This is a genomic window from Psychromicrobium silvestre (genome assembly GCF_013408295.1).
GTDB lineage: Bacteria > Actinomycetota > Actinomycetes > Actinomycetales > Micrococcaceae > Renibacterium > Renibacterium silvestre.
This window is the reverse complement of record NZ_JACBYQ010000001.1, coordinates 653,714-668,475: the sequence shown is the minus strand read 5'-3', so window position 1 is coordinate 668,475 and position 14,762 is coordinate 653,714. Positions and strand designations below refer to the sequence as shown.

Below are 14,762 nucleotides of genomic sequence, written 5' to 3'. Positions count from 1 at the left end.
CCTAAGCAGCAGGCCGCTAAGCTGAGTCATGACTGACGAACCGCAGACTTGGCATAGCAAGCACAAGGATTCACTCACTCGCGGTCAGCGCGCCGCGGACCTGATGCGCAACGGGATGGGAAGTTGGCCGTTCGTCGGAGGTTTCATTGCCTTCATGGTTATCTGGGCGGCGATTAACACGATCGCCCTGGCGTCCCGAGCCTGGGATCCGTACCCGTACATCCTCCTCAATCTCTTCCTATCCATGTTGGCGGGTCTTCAGGGAGCAATTTTGCTTATTGCGGCCAAACGGCAGGACTCCATTGCCGGGCTGATGGCTCAGCACGACTACGACACCAACGTAAAGTCCGAGAACCAAATCGAACTGTTAATGACGATCAATCGTCAACAATTGGAGATCCTCCGCGAATTGCAGGGACTTAGCGATGAGAAGGGTACCGAGACGCAAAGCTCCCGAGAGCAGAACTAAGCCGACGTGCCCGTATCGGTTGATCCACCCAGAGGACGTCCTGACTATTTGGTCGAGAAGGCCGCATCGAAGGCGGCGGTGCTCGGCGTGATGGTGGCCAGTTGCTTTACCAGGGCAAGGGCTTCCGGTGCTCCTATTAGCCGGTCCATTCCGGCGTCTTCCCATTCAATACTGGTTGGGCCCGCATAGCCGATGGAGTTCAGCATCCGGAACACCTTGTCCCAAGGCACGTCGCCGTGCCCGGCGGTCACGAAGTCCCAGCCTCGGCGGGGGTCACCCCAAGGTAAAAGGGACCCCATTCGGCCATTCCGACCGTTAAGCTGCTTGGTCGATTCCTTGACATGAACGTGGTAAATCCGATCCTGGAAATCGTGCAGGAAGGTCATCGGGTCAAGGTCTTGCCAGATAAAGTGCGAGGGGTCGAAATTGAGTCCAAACCCCGGCCGATTATCGATGGCATCCAGAGTCGCCTTAGTGGTCCAGTAATCAAAGGCGATTTCTGAGGGGTGCACCTCGAGCGCAAACCGCACTCCCAGCTCGTCAAAAACATCAATAATCGGATTCCAGCGGTCGGCAAAATCCTGGTAGCCACGTTCGATCATTGAATCCGGTACCGGGGGGAACATGGCCACCGTCTTCCAGATCGCGGAACCGGTGAATCCGGTGACGGTCTTCACTCCTAACCGGGCGGCCGCCCGAGCGGTCATTTTCATTTCTTCTGCCGCGCGTTGCCGCACACCCTCCGGCTCGCCGTCACCCCAGACTCGTGCTGACACAATCCCTTGGTGTCGTTCGTCGATCGGGTCGTCGCATACGGCCTGGCCATTGAGGTGGTTGGAAATTGCGTAGACCTTGAGATTATTTTTCTCCAGTATGTCTAGCCTGCTCTGTAGATAGGCGTCGTCTTCAACTGCCTTCCAGACGTCCAAGTGATCACCCCAGGAGGCGATCTCCAAACCGTCGAATCCCCACTCTCCCGCCCGGCGAGCCACTTCTTCAAAGGGCAGATCGGCCCACTGGCCGGTGAAAAGGGTAATTGGACGTGGCACGATTGCTCCCAAACTTAGGATTTATTTCATCTCACTTATGACGCTATCCATGCAGAAGTCCGGTGTCAATGACCTACTGCTCCCAATCTCGCTTGGACGGCTTGGCTGTCGGATAAGTGAAGGTCCGCTCCCCCGGCAGAGCGGACGAGCGGACCTTCACCGAGCAGCCTTACTGGGTTTAGTACAGCCCGTTCAGCCAATCCTGCCAAGCGGATTCCCGGGCTTCATTGCCAAATTCATGAACGGTCATTCCGACTACCGCACCAAAGGCGTTACGGCCGAAGAAGCGGTACAGCGCCTGCTCGGTTCGGACGCCAGCAAAATTCTCGGTGGAGTAATCCAGCACGCCGCTGACCTCCCCCACTCCGGGGACCGCGAACCGCACCGTGTCCCCTTCCTGTGCCGCATCGGCACCGATTGCCTTTTGTAGCGTCTGGAATGCGTCGGCCACCCCAGAAGCCTCCGGGCCCTGCACGTCTGCATAGGCAGCCTGCTGACCGGCAAAGTAGTGCACGTACTGACCCAAGGTGTGCTGGTAGAAATCGGTGTGTTTCCGGACGCCGTCGTACTGATTGGCCCAGGTGGGATCGTCCATATCCTGCAGGAAGATTCCGGCGTGCAGATAGCGAAGCCAGGTCTTCCCATCGGCGCGTTCCTCGATCTGGTAATCGAGGGTGTTGTAGAAGCCGCCTTCCGCCTCCATGTGATTTGCAAAGTGCTTCGGCGGTTCCCAAGCGGTAACAACGCTGCCGTAGGGGCCTTGACCGCCGAGCTTCGGCTCAACTTCCATCGGCCAGAGCCAGCCTGAATTTCCGGTGGTTACGGCATCCCAAACCTGCTCAGGGGTGCCATCAATGGCATTTTCGGTGACGATCTCAAAGGTCCTGCTCATGGGGTTTCTTCCTCTTCTCTCAACGTTGCTGTTGTGGCAGACGATATGGTTTTTGAACTTACGGTGGGACTGGCTTTCAAACTTGGATGCAGGGCGACGACAATCCGGTGCTTGCGCCCACCCACGCTTTCCGCATCGTGGTACTTGAGCGCCAGGGTGGCGATCTGTTGGCTGAGCTCCTCGACAAATGCAGCCCTGCTGGCGGCACTGGCAAAACGGATTTCCCCGTCCAGTGCGAAGGTAGCGAGCTTCTGCCCAGCCGCTTCCGCTCCCTTCAGCAGCGCACCGACGTCGTGAATCAAAGCGGCGGCGACGGCGATCAACCAGCGGGCGGAAAAACGATCCGGAGAGTCTCTCGGGTCGGGCTGCACTCCGGAGAGGGCTTCCGGAGAGATCACGAAACTCAGTGCGGTAGCGCGCAAGATGCGTTCGTTGACATTACCCTTACGCCGCTCTTCGATGAGTTCCACCAAGCCGTGCTGTTCCAGGGTTTTGAGGTGATAGTTCACCTTCTGGCGGGGCAATCCGAGTCGGTTAGCCAACATGGTGGCTGAGGCCGGCTGGCGAAGCTCGGCCAGCAACGCGGAGCGGATGGGATCCAGGGATACCTCGGCCACTGCCGGATCGTCGATGACTGCGAGTTCTTCCATGCCCACCATACTGTCACCGACAATATTATTTGTCAAGAACTATTTCTGTGTCGGTAAGGCTTGGTTTCCGCTGCTCCTGCTGTCAAGGTGAACTTTCTGGATCACTGCACCGTTTCCAAGATTGGAGGGAAGATGAATTCGCACAGTCCGGACGCGCAGGAGGAGCTTTTGCGCGCCTTGCACGAGGCTCATGCCGCGGAACTGAGCCGATTCGTTGCCCGCCTCACCGGTGACCGAGGCCATGCCGAGGACGTGACCCAGGAAACCCTTTTCAGGGCCTGGCAGCGACCGGCCGTGCTGGAGCGTCCGGAACCGGCAGTCCGCGCCTGGCTTTTCACAGTAGCCCGCAATCTAGTTGTCGATGATTGGCGCAGCGCCCGCCGTCGGCACGAAATCGGTACCGATCAGCCTCCCGAGCAACAGCAAGCCGATGCCACCGACCGAGTGCTGGATTCCTGGTTGGTCTCCGATGCCCTGGCCATGCTGTCCGCAGAGCATCGTGAAGTGCTTTTGCACGGCTATTACCGTTCGCTTTCGGTGCGCGAGATCTCAACGCTGCTGGGCATCCCGGAAGGCACCGTTAAATCGAGAATGCACTATGCCTTGCGAGCCATGAAACTTGCCTTGCAGGAAAGGGGGGTGACGCAATGAGCCACACCGATCCATCCGGCCGGACGCCTGATCGTTACGCTGACTGGGACGCCGCCTACGTCCTAGGTTCGCTGTCGAGTGCAGAGCGGCATGAATTTGAAAAACATCTGGAGGACTGCCCGCGCTGCGCCGTCGCCGTCGCCGAGCTTGCAGGCTTGCCCGGGCTGCTGTCCACGTTGCCGGAAAGCACAGTGACTGAACTGGGGGTGAGTAACCTCCCCGAGACCGCTAGAGCACCGCAGAAGCCCGCCGTTGCGCTACCGAAGCTCGCTCACCAGGCCAGACGCAGTAAGATCCGACGACGCTTCGCAGCCGCAGCCGTCGCCGCCGCAGTGGCTGCTTCAGCGGCAGGAATTACCGCGGCTCTGATCCCCCACACCGAGACATCGCAAGCACAGGCAGCCGGAGTCCCGCTATCCTTCTCCAATGTCGATGCTAACTCCGTCGCCGTAACCGGCCAGGCTCTGAGCGTCGCCTGGGGAACCCAAATTGAATGGAAATGTAGCTATCAGGGCACCCCACAGTCCTCCGGCTATGAGGGTCCCAAACCGTTTGAGCTGGTGGTGATTGACAAGCAAGGTAAAGAAACGGTGGCGGCAAGCTGGGATGCGCAGGAAGATTCCGTGGTCTCCCCAGTAGCAACCGTGCTCACGCCGATCGGCCAGATAGCTCAGATTGAAGTGCGTTGGACAAACTCCGGAAAGGTAGTGGTTCGGGCGGTGCTCTGAGCACGGCTAGGCGGCTCGGAAACTTGAGGTTTCCGGGTGGTAGAGCGCAACGACTTCGTTCGTGTCGAACTGGCAAGCCAGGCGGACGTCTTCGGCGAAATCCCGCTGAATCAACTCCTGCGCACTTTCCGAATGCTCAACAACTTCTCCGAGTTCACCCTGGACCTCCCGATAGCATGCTAGTGCCAGCCGAGCCTGGTCCGAGAGTGATGCCTGCCTTGACGTCGATTCGGAAAGTTGGGAGAGGCTGTGGATCAGTGCCGCCGCACCTAGTAAATCCTCTATAGCCGGACGTAGCGAGCCATCTGGCCAATGTTCTCCGGCCGCCACGCTGATGACCCGGGCTGATGTCAGCCTACTGAGATAGCGTGCGGTTGCCGTGGTGCTGCGCAAGGAGCCGGCCAGCACGGTGACGCCCTGTTCCGCTAATGCGGCGCTAATGGTTGCACCATTGGGTGAGGGCAGCACCAGGCGTTCCGGCAATGGTCCAAGAGCTTGAGCGATCGAGGCGGGAGAGAGCGTTAAGCCTCCGCGTTGCCAGCGAGTACCAGCGATGGCGGCATTGTTGGCTTCCGCGTAGCGTGCGGCATCGGTCGGATTTGAAGGATCGAAACGATATGGCAGTATCTCTATGCCTCGCCCAAGGGCCACGTTCACGGTGGTGGAGAAGCTCAAGATGTCGTGAACCACGGCGACGCTTCCAGGCGGACACTGAGCCAGCGCCCCACTAAGACCCCACCCAAAGTCGATCAAGGATTCTCCTTTCGCCAGCGCCTGCCTAGCCCTGCTAGCCTGCGAGTATGGATGCGGAAACTGTTAATAAGTCTGTCACGGTCCGCCCCGGTGCAGGCGCTGTGCTTTACGCGCTGCTGGCGGATGCGGTCTTGATTCTCGTTTTCGCAGCCATCGGACGGGCCAGCCATCAAGAGGGCGATCCGGTGCTCGGCGTATTGCAGACTGCCTGGCCGTTCTTGGCCGGTGCGGCTCTGGGCTGGCTGGCGGGCAGGGTATGGCGCGCCCCGCTAAGGCTTTGGCCACACGGTATCTGCCTCTGGCTGATCACCGTAGTAGCAGGCATGCTGCTCCGGGTCTCCACCGGCAAGACCGCGGAGTTGAGCTTCGTGCTGGTCGCCACCGTGGTGCTGGGCTTGTTCCTGCTCGGTCATCGAGCAATTGCGGGCTACCTGCTTCGCCGCCGGAAGGCTTGATTGCGATACGCTGAGAGGGTGATTACCGCATTTGTTCTGATCAAGACCAGCGTGGACCGGATCCCCGAGGCTGCCCAGGAGATCTCCGAGATCGAAGGGATCAGCGAGGTCTACTCAGTGACCGGTGAATGGGACCTGATCGCAATAGCGCGAGTTCAGCAGCACGAAGCCCTTGCCGACGTGATTGCGGACCAGCTCTCCAAGGTTGAGGGAGTGCAAGCCACCACAACCCATATTTCTTTCCGAGCCTATTCCAAGCATGATTTGGATGCGGCTTTCTCGCTCGGCTTCGAACACTGAGCTTCGGCCTGCCTGATTTCAGCTTCCAGCTTGCGCTACTGAGCCGAGCTGAATCTTACCCAGCGGGATAGCGCATCCGCTGCTGCGCCGTCGTCGATAGCTTGCTCTGCCCGAGCCAAGGCAGTAGCCAACCTTTCCGTCAAACTTCCCGCTGCATTTTGATCGAAGGCAAGCAGCCCGGCGGCAGCATTGAGGGCGACGGCGTCCCGTACCGGACCTCGCTCCCCCGCTAAAGTTCGGCGAGCTACCTCGGCGTTGTATTGCGCATCCTGACCGCGTAGATCAGCCAGAGTGGCGCGCGGGATGCCGATCTCGGCTGGATCGAAGCGCTCCTCATGAACCTGTCCGTCGCGGATCTCCCAGAGCGTTGACCCGCCAGTGGTGGTTAGCTCATCCAGCCCGTCCTCACCACGGAAAACCAAGCCACGGCTGCCGTGAGCCGCCAAAACTCCTGCAATCAAGGGCGCCATCCGGGCATCAGCCACTCCGACGGCGGAGGCGCGCACCCGGGCCGGGTTAGTCAGCGGTCCCAGGAAGTTGAGCGCGGTGGGGATAGCCATTTCCCGGCGCGGCACCGAGGTGTAACGGAAAGAGGGATGGAAAACCTGTGCAAAACAGAAGGTGATACCAACCTCTTCCGCTGCCCGGGCGACGGCATCAATGGAAAGATCGAGTCTCACCCCGAGGGCTTCTAAGACGTCCGCAGATCCAGCCGCCGAGGAAGAGGCCCGATTGCCGTGCTTAACCACCCGAACTCCGGCGCCGGCGCAAACCAGTGCTGCCATGGTGGAGATATTGACGGTGTTCATCCGGTCCCCGCCGGTGCCGACAATATCTAGTGCCTCACCCGATAAACTCAGTGGCTTCGCGTTATCCAGCATGGCCTGAGCTAGACCGGATAGCTCAGAGACGGTCTCCCCCTTAGCTCTCAGCGCCACCAGGAAGCCCGCAATCTGTGCATCACTCGCCCCGCCCACCATGATGTTATTCATTGCCCAAGCGGTCTGCTCGGTGCTCAAATCATGGCCGACGATCAGTTCGTTTAACAGCAGCGGCCAGCTAGCAGCGGGCGGCGTGGAAGGGGCACTCACCCTATGATGCTATCCAGCCGGGAGCCTGCCGGGCCAATGTGACCCGATCCTGTGAATACGGAACTTCCGCGAGAATTCGCACGTTTGTAGAAAAAGATGCTCGGATGGGCATTTTGCATTGGGCACTGAGCGGTTTTATAGACATAATGTCTATGTGACGTCTGTGACCCAAACCCCCAGCGCCCCGGCACACCCCACGCTGAACCGACCCAATATGGTTTCCGTGGGAACCGTCGTCTGGCTCTCTAGCGAGCTGATGTTCTTTGCCGGGCTCTTTGCCATGTATTTCACTCTCCGCTCAACCTCGGGGTCCCTCTGGGCCGAGGAAGCGGCAAAGCTGAACTTCCCCTTCGCCTTGGTGAACACCATTGTTCTGGTTTCCAGCTCATTCAGCTGCCAGATGGGTGTTTTCGCCGCGGAGAGGTTGCAAGCCCGCCGTACCGGTGGACTGTTCGGCTTCGCCCGCTGGGGCATGGTGGAGTGGTTCTTCCTGACCTTCATCCTGGGCGGCCTCTTCGTTGCCGGTCAGTCGACGGAATACGCCATGCTGGTCAGCGAGCATGTCACGCTGTCCGCAAATGCCTATGGCTCGGCCTTCTACATGACCACCGGTTTCCACGGCTTGCACGTGCTCGGTGGCTTGATCGCCTTCCTCTTCATCATCGGCCGCGCCTTTGCGGCTAAGAAGTTTGGTCACTTCGAGGCAACCAGTGCCATCGTGACCTCCTACTACTGGCACTTCGTCGATGTGGTTTGGATCGGCTTGTTCCTGGTCATCTATGTGCTCAAGTAAGCAGAACTTTTCAGCAGTATTTGAACCCCGGCTCACCGTGGCCGTCAAGATAAGTAGTACAAGAAGTAAAGGAAGTAACCGGTGAAGGCACTTTCACAGAAACGACGGCACCCCCTCGCCGTCCTGGCATTGCTGCTCATGGGGTTGCTGCTCACCGGCGGTCTTTACACCCTTGCGACGACGGTCAACCAAGCCAAGGCGGACACCACCACCTATAGCGCGGATGACGTCACAGAGGGCCAGAAGCTGTTTATCGCTAACTGCGCCACCTGTCACGGCATGGGAGCTAGCGGATCCGCTAGCGGACCATCGCTGGTCGGCGTTGGTGCGGCAGCTGTTGACTTTCAGGTAGGCACCGGAAGGATGCCGCTGCAAGCTCAGGGCCCGCAGGCTGAGCAGAAGCCCGCACAGTTCAATGATGAGCAGACCAAGCAGCTCGCTGCCTATGTTGCCAGCCTTGGTGCAGGACCCTCGGTTCCTGCCTCCGAGCTCCTGGACGGTAAGGGCGATGCCGCTGAGGGCGGCGAGCTCTTCCGGGTCAACTGCGCCATGTGCCATAACGCTGCCGCTGCCGGTGGCGCCTTGACCCAGGGCAAGTTTGCACCTTCGCTCGCTGGAGTTTCCGCGCAGCACATCTACGAGGCCATGATCACCGGCCCGCAGAACATGCCGGTATTCAACGATGCCAACATCACTCCTGAGCAGAAGCGCAATATCATCACTTTCTTGGAGACCATCGAAGCCAATGGTTCGCCCGGCGGTAACGACCTGGGTGCGCTTGGCCCGGTGTCCGAAGGATTGTTCGTGTGGATCGCCGGCTTGGGTCTGGTTATCGCCTTCACCATCTGGCTAACTTCACGAACTTCCTAGATTTTTGCCCGATTCATCGGGCGTATTGAGACTGAATTAACAAGATTTCCCAGACAACGGGACGTACAGAAGGGTCAGGGACAATGGGCGACCGTAGTGACGACAAACCGACAGGTTCGGAGGTCGAAGCTAAGGCTGGTCAGACGGTAGTGGAGAAGTTCGAAGATCCTGGACTTCCGCCTCACCGCCCCCGGCTAGCAGATACCAATCCTCGCGCTGCTAAGCGAGCCGAGCGTCAAGTGGTGGTGCTCTTCCTCATTTCGGTGCTGGGCACGCTGCTTTTCTTCTTCGCCTACTTTGGCGTTCACCTGGATCAGTCCATCGGTGCGCTGCGACTGCAGAATATGCTTCTTGGCCTGGGCACGGCGTTCGCCATGCTCGGCATCGGTACCGGCATCGTGCACTGGGCTAAGTCCCTGATGCCCGATCACGAGGTCACCGAGGAACGCCACGAGTTGCGGACCGAAGCCGACCGGCGTGACGCGATGGAGATCGTCGACACCATCGCCGAAGAGAGCGGGATCAAGCGACGTCCGCTGATTCGCAATACGCTAATCGGTGCTATTGCTCTCGCTCCCCTGCCTGCCATTGTGATGTTCCGGGATCTGGACTTGACCCCGGATGTCAACGACCTTCGGCACACCATGTGGAAAGAGGGAACTCGGCTGGTCAAGGACCCGACCGGAACTCCCATCAAGGCTTCGGATGTAACCATCGGCTCGGCGTTCCACGTCATTCCGGATGGTTTGAACGAGCTCGAAGAAGGCAAGCTGAACGAGAAGGCTAAGGCCGTCGTCTTGCTGATGCGCTTGAATCCGGATGAGCTGCATCCCTCGGCGGGACGCGAGAACTGGGGCTACAATGGCATTGTCGCCTATTCCAAGATCTGCACCCACGTGGGTTGCCCGGTAGCACTCTACGAGCAGCAGACGCATCACTTGCTCTGCCCTTGCCATCAGTCGACATTTGATCTGACCCAGGAGTGCAAGGTCATCTTCGGCCCGGCCAACCGGCCGTTGCCGCAATTGCCGATCACGATTGATTCTGAAGGTTACCTGGTGGCGCAGAGCGACTTCCACGAACCTGTCGGACCGAGCTACTGGGAGCGTGGCTAAGAATGAGCACTGCAACAAGCAGCAAGGTGAATGAGCCGACCTTCACACCGTCCACTAAAGCCGGTCGGATCACCGATTTCGTCGATCAGCGCGTCGGTGGCTCCGGAATCCTCAAGGAATTTGGCCGCAAGGTCTTCCCTGATCACTGGACCTTCATGTTCGGTGAAGTGGCGCTTTACTCCTTCATCATCCTTTTGCTTTCGGGCACCTTCCTGACCTTCTTCTTTGACGCCTCGATGGCGGAGACTCATTATCAGGGCTCGTATGTCCCGATGAAGGGTCTGGACATGTCGGTGGCGTACAACTCCTCGCTGAACATCTCCTTCGATATTCGAGGTGGCTTGTTCATTCGCCAGGTACACCACTGGGCGGCGTTGCTTTTCGTTGCTTCGGTAGCCGTGCATATGTTGCGCGTGTTCTTCACGGGAGCTTTCCGCAAGCCTCGCGAGTTGAACTGGATCGTCGGCGGAACCCTGGTGATCCTCTCGATGGCGGCCGGGTTCACCGGCTATTCGTTGCCTGATGATCTGCTGTCCGGAAACGGTTTGCGAATCATTGATGGCGTGATCAAGTCGATTCCCATCGTTGGCTCCTACATTTCGTTCTTCCTCTTCGGCGGCGAGTTCCCGGGCTCAGCGATTATCGGCAGGCTTTATGTGCTGCACATCCTGCTGATCCCGGCGATCATCTTGCTGATGATCGTGATCCACCTCTTTATGGTCGTGGTACATAAGCACACCCAGTACCCGGGCCCCGGACGTAACGACGGCAACGTCGTCGGCTATCCCTTGGGACCGGTATATGCAGCCAAGGCCGGTGGCTTCTTCTTCATCGTCTTCGGCATTGTTGCTCTGATGGCGGCGTTCTTCACGATCAACCCGATCTGGAACTACGGTCCTTACGACCCGTCTCCGGTTTCCGCCGGTACCCAGCCTGACTGGTACATCGGTTGGGTGGATGGTGCGCTGCGTCTGATGCCCGGTTGGCTCTGGGACTTCCCCTTTGAATGGCATATTCCATTCCCCTGGGGTACCAACACCTTAACCTTGAATGTGTTGCTGCCGGCTCTGGTTCCGGCGGGAATCGTGTTCACCGTGCTCTTTACCTACCCCTGGATCGAGCGTTGGATCACCAAGGATGACCGGGAACATCACGTTCTGGATCGTCCGCGGAATGCTCCGACTCGGACCGCGATCGGTATGGCTGGCTTTACCTTCTACTGCGTAATGTGGGCGGCTGCTAGTTCTGACTTGATCGCCACGCATTTCCACGTCTCGCTCAACGACGTGACCTACTGGTTACGTACCCTGTTCTTCATCGGCCCGATCATTGCCTTCCAGGTAACCAAGCGGATTGCCCTGGCGCTGCAGCGTAAGGATCGTGAGATCGTCTTGCACGGTCGCGAGACCGGCCGGATCATCCGGTTGCCGCATGGTGAGTACAAGGAGAAGCACGCTCAGCTGGACCAGTACAAGATGTACCGGCTGGTGAGCTTCGATTCCAAGCAGGTACTGCCCGGTGAGCCTAATAAGAAGGGCATCGTGGTGCGCAAGGAAAAGCGGCGCGCTAAGTTCTCCCGCTTCTTCTTCGAGGATCGAGTGGCTCCGGTGACTCCGAGTGAGCACCGCGCCGCACTGGAGCACGCAGCTCACGAGGATCATGCTGATCATGAGGCTTTGGAAGCAGCCGGCGATAAGTCGCTGACACACTAGTTTCAAACAAAAAGAGGGGGCCGGTTCAAAACCGGCCCCCTCTTTTGCGCCCTCCCCCACAATCTTGAACCCAGTTGTCCCACTGGATGTTGCCAGAGTTACTGGAGTGGCAGTTTTTTCGCCACATCGGTAACTTCCGTAACACCGGATGGGATAGCTGGGAAGGAAATGTGGCTGGGAAAAGTGGGTTAGCGACGGCGGTTGGCGGCGTAGGGTCTTGAGGTTCTGGCTCCGGGGCGCTGCAGGGGCACCCAGAGCTTGTAACGGTCGGCTCGGTAATAAGAGACCGAATAGTCCACCACAATGCCGGAGACAAAAGCGTGGCGCTGGATCTTGAGTAGCGGAGCGCCGTTTTCAACCTTGAGCTGACGAGCAACAGCAGGAGCCGCCGCAGCGGCTTCGATCATATCCTCGCCCCATTCCATCACCAGGCCGTACCGCTCCCCCAGTACGTTGTACAGGGAGGTGGGCGGCGGGTCATCGGTGATCCCGGGAACCCGGTAACCCGGGATAAAGTTCTCATCAACGCTCATAGGCTCGCCATCGGCCAGTAGCAGGCGTCTGAACCGGACAACCAGCTGACCTTCATGCAATTGCAGCTCTCGGGCAATGCTTGCTCCTGCCGGAACCAGCTCAAAATCGAGCACCTTGGCATCGGGAACCATCCCGCGTCGCTGCATTTCCTCGGAGTACGAAGTGAGTTTAACCTGAAGATCGACCTTGGGCCGGTGCACAAACGTACCTAGGCCGACCACGCGGTCTAGAACCTCGGCCGAGACCAGGGTGTCAATAGCCTGTCTGACCGTCATCCTGGCCAAACCGAAGTGCCCGGCAATTTCCCGCTCGGAGGGAATCGGGCTGCTTTGCTGCGGCCGGGCGGCGACATAATCTCGCAGAATCGCGGCGAGCTGAAGATAGATGGGAGTCCTGGCGGATCGGTCGATCTTCCCGCTCAGCTTATCGATCGATTCGGACATACCTCTTCCTCTCTGCCGACCTCCGCTACCAAAGCCAATCTTATGCGTCCATTCCCTACCGGCCGCTTAAACGACGACGGCGGGCTGCGCACCGAAGTCGCAACCCGCCGTCGTACTGAAATTAGTGCGCGTGATCTCCACGGCTGTACTCAAACACCCAGCCGACCAGGCCAACCACGGCCATGCCTGCAGCGATAAAGACGATCCACCAGCCCACGGCCAAGCCGAGGAATGCGGTGGCGCAGGAGGCACCAAGGATGAGCGGCCACCAGCTCCAGGGGCTGAAATGCCCTTGCTCACCAGCACCCTCATGGATTTCTCCGTCGGTGCGGTCCTCGGGGCGCATGCCAACCCGGCGTCCGGTGAACCCCAGGTAGAAGCCGATCATGCCGGCCAGGCCGCCCACCAGCAGGATGCCGAGGATGCCGACCCACTCTTTCCAGTCGGTCAGGAATCCATAAACCACAGCAACCGGAACAAAGAAGAAAGAACCAATTCCGAAGAGTCGAGATTCGAGTTTCATCTATGCGTCCTTCTGGTCTGCCGGGCCGAAGACGGCCGCTGCCGGATTGCTCGGAGTGTAGGCCTGGGAAAGCTCCGGATGGTGCAGATCCAAGGCGGGACGTTCCGAACGTATCCGCGGGATGGAGGTGAAGTTATGCCGTGGTGGCGGGCAGGAAGTTGCCCATTCCAAGGAGGCGCCGAAGCCCCAAGGGTCATCGACCTCTACCTTCTTCTTGGAGCGCCAGGTGATGTAGACGTTCCAGAAGAACGGGATCAGCGAGGCGCCCAGCACGAAGGAGGAAATCGTGGAGAACTGGTTCATCCAGGTGAAGCCGTCCTCGGGCAGGTAGTCAGCATAACGTCGGGGCATACCGAGCACACCGAGCCAGTGCTGGATCAGGAAGGTGCCGTGGAAGCCCAGGAAGAGCATCCAGAAGTGGATCTTGCCGAGCCGCTCGTTGAGCATCTTCCCGGTCCACTTAGGCCACCAGAAGTAGAACCCGGCGAACATTGCGAACACCACGGTGCCGAAGACCACGTAGTGGAAGTGAGCCACCACGAAATAAGTATCCGAGACGTGGAAGTCCAAGGGCGGTGAGGAAAGGATGATGCCGGTCAGACCACCGAAGAGGAAGGTGACCAGGAAGCCTAGGCTCCAAAGCATGGGTGTCTCGAAGGTAAGCGAGCCACGCCACATGGTGCCAATCCAGTTGAAGAACTTCACGCCGGTAGGCACCGCGATCAGCATCGTCATAAAGGAGAAGAAGGGCAAGAGTACCGAGCCGGTGACGTACATATGGTGCGCCCAAACAGTCACCGAGAGAGCGGCGATGCCAATGGTGGCATAGACCAGGCCCTTATAGCCGAAGATCGGTTTCCGGCTAAAGACCGGGAAAATTTCGGAGACGATGCCAAAGAACGGTAGGGCGATGATGTAAACCTCGGGGTGACCGAAGAACCAGAACAAGTGCTGCCAGAGGATGGCACCGCCGTTCTCCGGATCGAAGATATGTGCTCCGAATCGTCTGTCGGCACCCAGGGCGAACAATGCAGCTGCCAGCGGGGGGAAGGCCATCAGGACCAGGATCGAGGTAACCAGAGCGTTCCAGGTGAAGATCGGCATCCGCCACATGGTCATGCCCGGGGCACGCATACAGATGATTGTGGTGATGAAGTTGACCGCGCCCAGAATGGTACCGAAACCGGAGAGCGCTAAGCCAAAGACCCAGAGATCACCACCGATACCCGGGGTGAAGGTGGTATTCGATAATGGTGCGTAGGCGAACCAACCGAAGGATGCCGCGCCCTGAGGAGTGACAAAGCCAGAGACCGCGATGCTGCTACCGAACAGGAAGAACCAGAAGGCCAGCGCGTTCAACCGCGGGAAGGCCACATCGGGAGCGCCGATCTGCAAGGGCATGATCACATTGGTGAAGCCTGCGAACAGCGGGGTGGCAAACATCAACAGCATCACGGTGCCGTGCATCGTGAAGAGCTGGTTGTACTGCTCCTTGGTCTGCAGGATCTGCATCCCGGGCTCAAAGAGCTCGGCGCGAATCAGCAGCGCCATCACGCCGCCAAAGCAGAAGAAGATGAAGGAAGCGATCAGATACATGTAACCGATCGTCTTGTGGTCGGTCGAAGTGATCCAATTGACGACAACGCGCCCCTTGGAAACCGGCACAACGCGTTCTTCACTGCTCGATTGCTCGATCACTGGGTGATCGTAGGTCGTAGTCACCTGTCCGGACCC

Annotated in this window: 17 protein-coding genes; 9 read left to right on the top strand and 8 right to left on the bottom strand. The window is 58.8% G+C overall.

Features of this window, described 5'->3' with window-relative positions; translation table 11 throughout:
• Nucleotides 1-28: 28 nt before the first annotated feature.
• Complete coding sequence (locus FHU41_RS03165) at nucleotides 29-469, top strand: DUF1003 domain-containing protein (RefSeq protein WP_179388184.1); 441 nt, start codon at nucleotides 29-31, stop codon at nucleotides 467-469.
• A 44-nt stretch (nucleotides 470-513) separates the two neighbouring features.
• Here the strand turns inward: FHU41_RS03165 and FHU41_RS03160 are convergent, their stop codons facing one another.
• The 3 genes from FHU41_RS03160 to FHU41_RS03150 form a co-directional block, all read right to left on the bottom strand.
• On the bottom strand, nucleotides 514-1,518 hold the full coding sequence (locus FHU41_RS03160) for a TIM barrel protein (RefSeq protein ID WP_179388183.1): 1,005 nt from the start codon (nucleotides 1,516-1,518) through the stop codon (nucleotides 514-516).
• Nucleotides 1,519-1,696: 178 nt separating this feature from the next.
• Nucleotides 1,697-2,410, bottom strand: a complete 714-nt coding sequence (locus FHU41_RS03155; RefSeq protein ID WP_179388182.1) for an SRPBCC family protein — start codon at nucleotides 2,408-2,410, stop codon at nucleotides 1,697-1,699.
• Complete coding sequence (locus FHU41_RS03150; RefSeq protein WP_179388181.1) at nucleotides 2,407-3,060, bottom strand: winged helix-turn-helix domain-containing protein; 654 nt, start codon at nucleotides 3,058-3,060, stop codon at nucleotides 2,407-2,409. Before FHU41_RS03150 ends, FHU41_RS03155 begins: the two co-directional genes overlap by 4 nt.
• A 132-nt stretch (nucleotides 3,061-3,192) precedes the next feature.
• Here FHU41_RS03150 and FHU41_RS03145 point away from each other — a divergent pair, with 132 nt between their 5' ends.
• Both FHU41_RS03145 and FHU41_RS03140 read left to right on the top strand, forming a co-directional pair.
• Complete coding sequence (locus FHU41_RS03145; RefSeq protein ID WP_179388180.1) at nucleotides 3,193-3,711, top strand: sigma-70 family RNA polymerase sigma factor; 519 nt, start codon at nucleotides 3,193-3,195, stop codon at nucleotides 3,709-3,711.
• Nucleotides 3,708-4,439 carry an anti-sigma factor family protein gene (locus FHU41_RS03140; protein WP_179388179.1) on the top strand — a complete coding sequence of 244 codons (732 nt, stop codon included), beginning with the start codon at nucleotides 3,708-3,710 and terminating at the stop codon, nucleotides 4,437-4,439. Before FHU41_RS03145 ends, FHU41_RS03140 begins: the two co-directional genes overlap by 4 nt.
• 6 nt (nucleotides 4,440-4,445) lie before the next feature.
• Here FHU41_RS03140 and FHU41_RS03135 read toward each other — a convergent pair whose 3' ends face one another.
• The gene (locus FHU41_RS03135) at nucleotides 4,446-5,192 is read right to left on the bottom strand and encodes a 2-phosphosulfolactate phosphatase (protein WP_179388178.1); all 747 of its coding nucleotides are present in this window, start codon (nucleotides 5,190-5,192) and stop codon (nucleotides 4,446-4,448) included.
• Between the two features lie 47 nt (nucleotides 5,193-5,239).
• Between FHU41_RS03135 and FHU41_RS03130 the strand changes: the two genes are divergently transcribed.
• Together FHU41_RS03130 and FHU41_RS03125 are read left to right on the top strand one after the other, a co-directional pair.
• The gene (locus FHU41_RS03130; RefSeq protein WP_179388177.1) at nucleotides 5,240-5,647 is read left to right on the top strand and encodes a DUF3054 domain-containing protein; all 408 of its coding nucleotides are present in this window, start codon (nucleotides 5,240-5,242) and stop codon (nucleotides 5,645-5,647) included.
• An 18-nt stretch (nucleotides 5,648-5,665) separates the two neighbouring features.
• Nucleotides 5,666-5,947: an Lrp/AsnC ligand binding domain-containing protein gene (locus FHU41_RS03125; protein WP_179388176.1), complete on the top strand. Its 282-nt coding sequence runs from the start codon at nucleotides 5,666-5,668 to the stop codon at nucleotides 5,945-5,947.
• Nucleotides 5,948-5,982: 35 nt separating this feature from the next.
• Here FHU41_RS03125 and trpD read toward each other — a convergent pair whose 3' ends face one another.
• Complete coding sequence (trpD, locus tag FHU41_RS03120) at nucleotides 5,983-7,038, bottom strand: anthranilate phosphoribosyltransferase (RefSeq protein ID WP_179388175.1); 1,056 nt, start codon at nucleotides 7,036-7,038, stop codon at nucleotides 5,983-5,985.
• 154 nt (nucleotides 7,039-7,192) lie between these two features.
• Between trpD and ctaE the strand changes: the two genes are divergently transcribed.
• The 4 genes from ctaE (at nucleotide 7,193) to qcrB (ending at nucleotide 11,528) form a co-directional block, all read left to right on the top strand.
• Nucleotides 7,193-7,831, top strand: a complete 639-nt coding sequence (gene ctaE, locus FHU41_RS03115; RefSeq protein ID WP_179388174.1) for an aa3-type cytochrome oxidase subunit III — start codon at nucleotides 7,193-7,195, stop codon at nucleotides 7,829-7,831.
• Nucleotides 7,832-7,912: 81 nt separating this feature from the next.
• The gene (gene qcrC / locus FHU41_RS03110; protein WP_179388173.1) at nucleotides 7,913-8,701 is read left to right on the top strand and encodes a cytochrome bc1 complex diheme cytochrome c subunit; all 789 of its coding nucleotides are present in this window, start codon (nucleotides 7,913-7,915) and stop codon (nucleotides 8,699-8,701) included.
• Between the two features lie 83 nt (nucleotides 8,702-8,784).
• On the top strand, nucleotides 8,785-9,816 hold the full coding sequence (qcrA, locus tag FHU41_RS03105) for a cytochrome bc1 complex Rieske iron-sulfur subunit (RefSeq protein ID WP_179388172.1): 1,032 nt from the start codon (nucleotides 8,785-8,787) through the stop codon (nucleotides 9,814-9,816).
• A gap of 2 nt (nucleotides 9,817-9,818) precedes the next feature.
• Entirely contained in the window at nucleotides 9,819-11,528 is a 1,710-nt protein-coding gene (qcrB, locus tag FHU41_RS03100; protein ID WP_179388171.1) for a cytochrome bc1 complex cytochrome b subunit, read from the top strand.
• A gap of 188 nt (nucleotides 11,529-11,716) precedes the next feature.
• Here qcrB and FHU41_RS03095 read toward each other — a convergent pair whose 3' ends face one another.
• The 3 genes from FHU41_RS03095 to ctaD form a co-directional block, all read right to left on the bottom strand.
• On the bottom strand, nucleotides 11,717-12,505 hold the full coding sequence (locus FHU41_RS03095) for a GntR family transcriptional regulator (protein ID WP_179388170.1): 789 nt from the start codon (nucleotides 12,503-12,505) through the stop codon (nucleotides 11,717-11,719).
• Nucleotides 12,506-12,626: 121 nt separating this feature from the next.
• Nucleotides 12,627-13,028: a cytochrome c oxidase subunit 4 gene (locus FHU41_RS03090; protein ID WP_179388169.1), complete on the bottom strand. Its 402-nt coding sequence runs from the start codon at nucleotides 13,026-13,028 to the stop codon at nucleotides 12,627-12,629.
• Entirely contained in the window at nucleotides 13,029-14,750 is a 1,722-nt protein-coding gene (gene ctaD / locus FHU41_RS03085; RefSeq protein WP_425503233.1) for an aa3-type cytochrome oxidase subunit I, read from the bottom strand.
• Nucleotides 14,751-14,762: the final 12 nt, after the last annotated feature.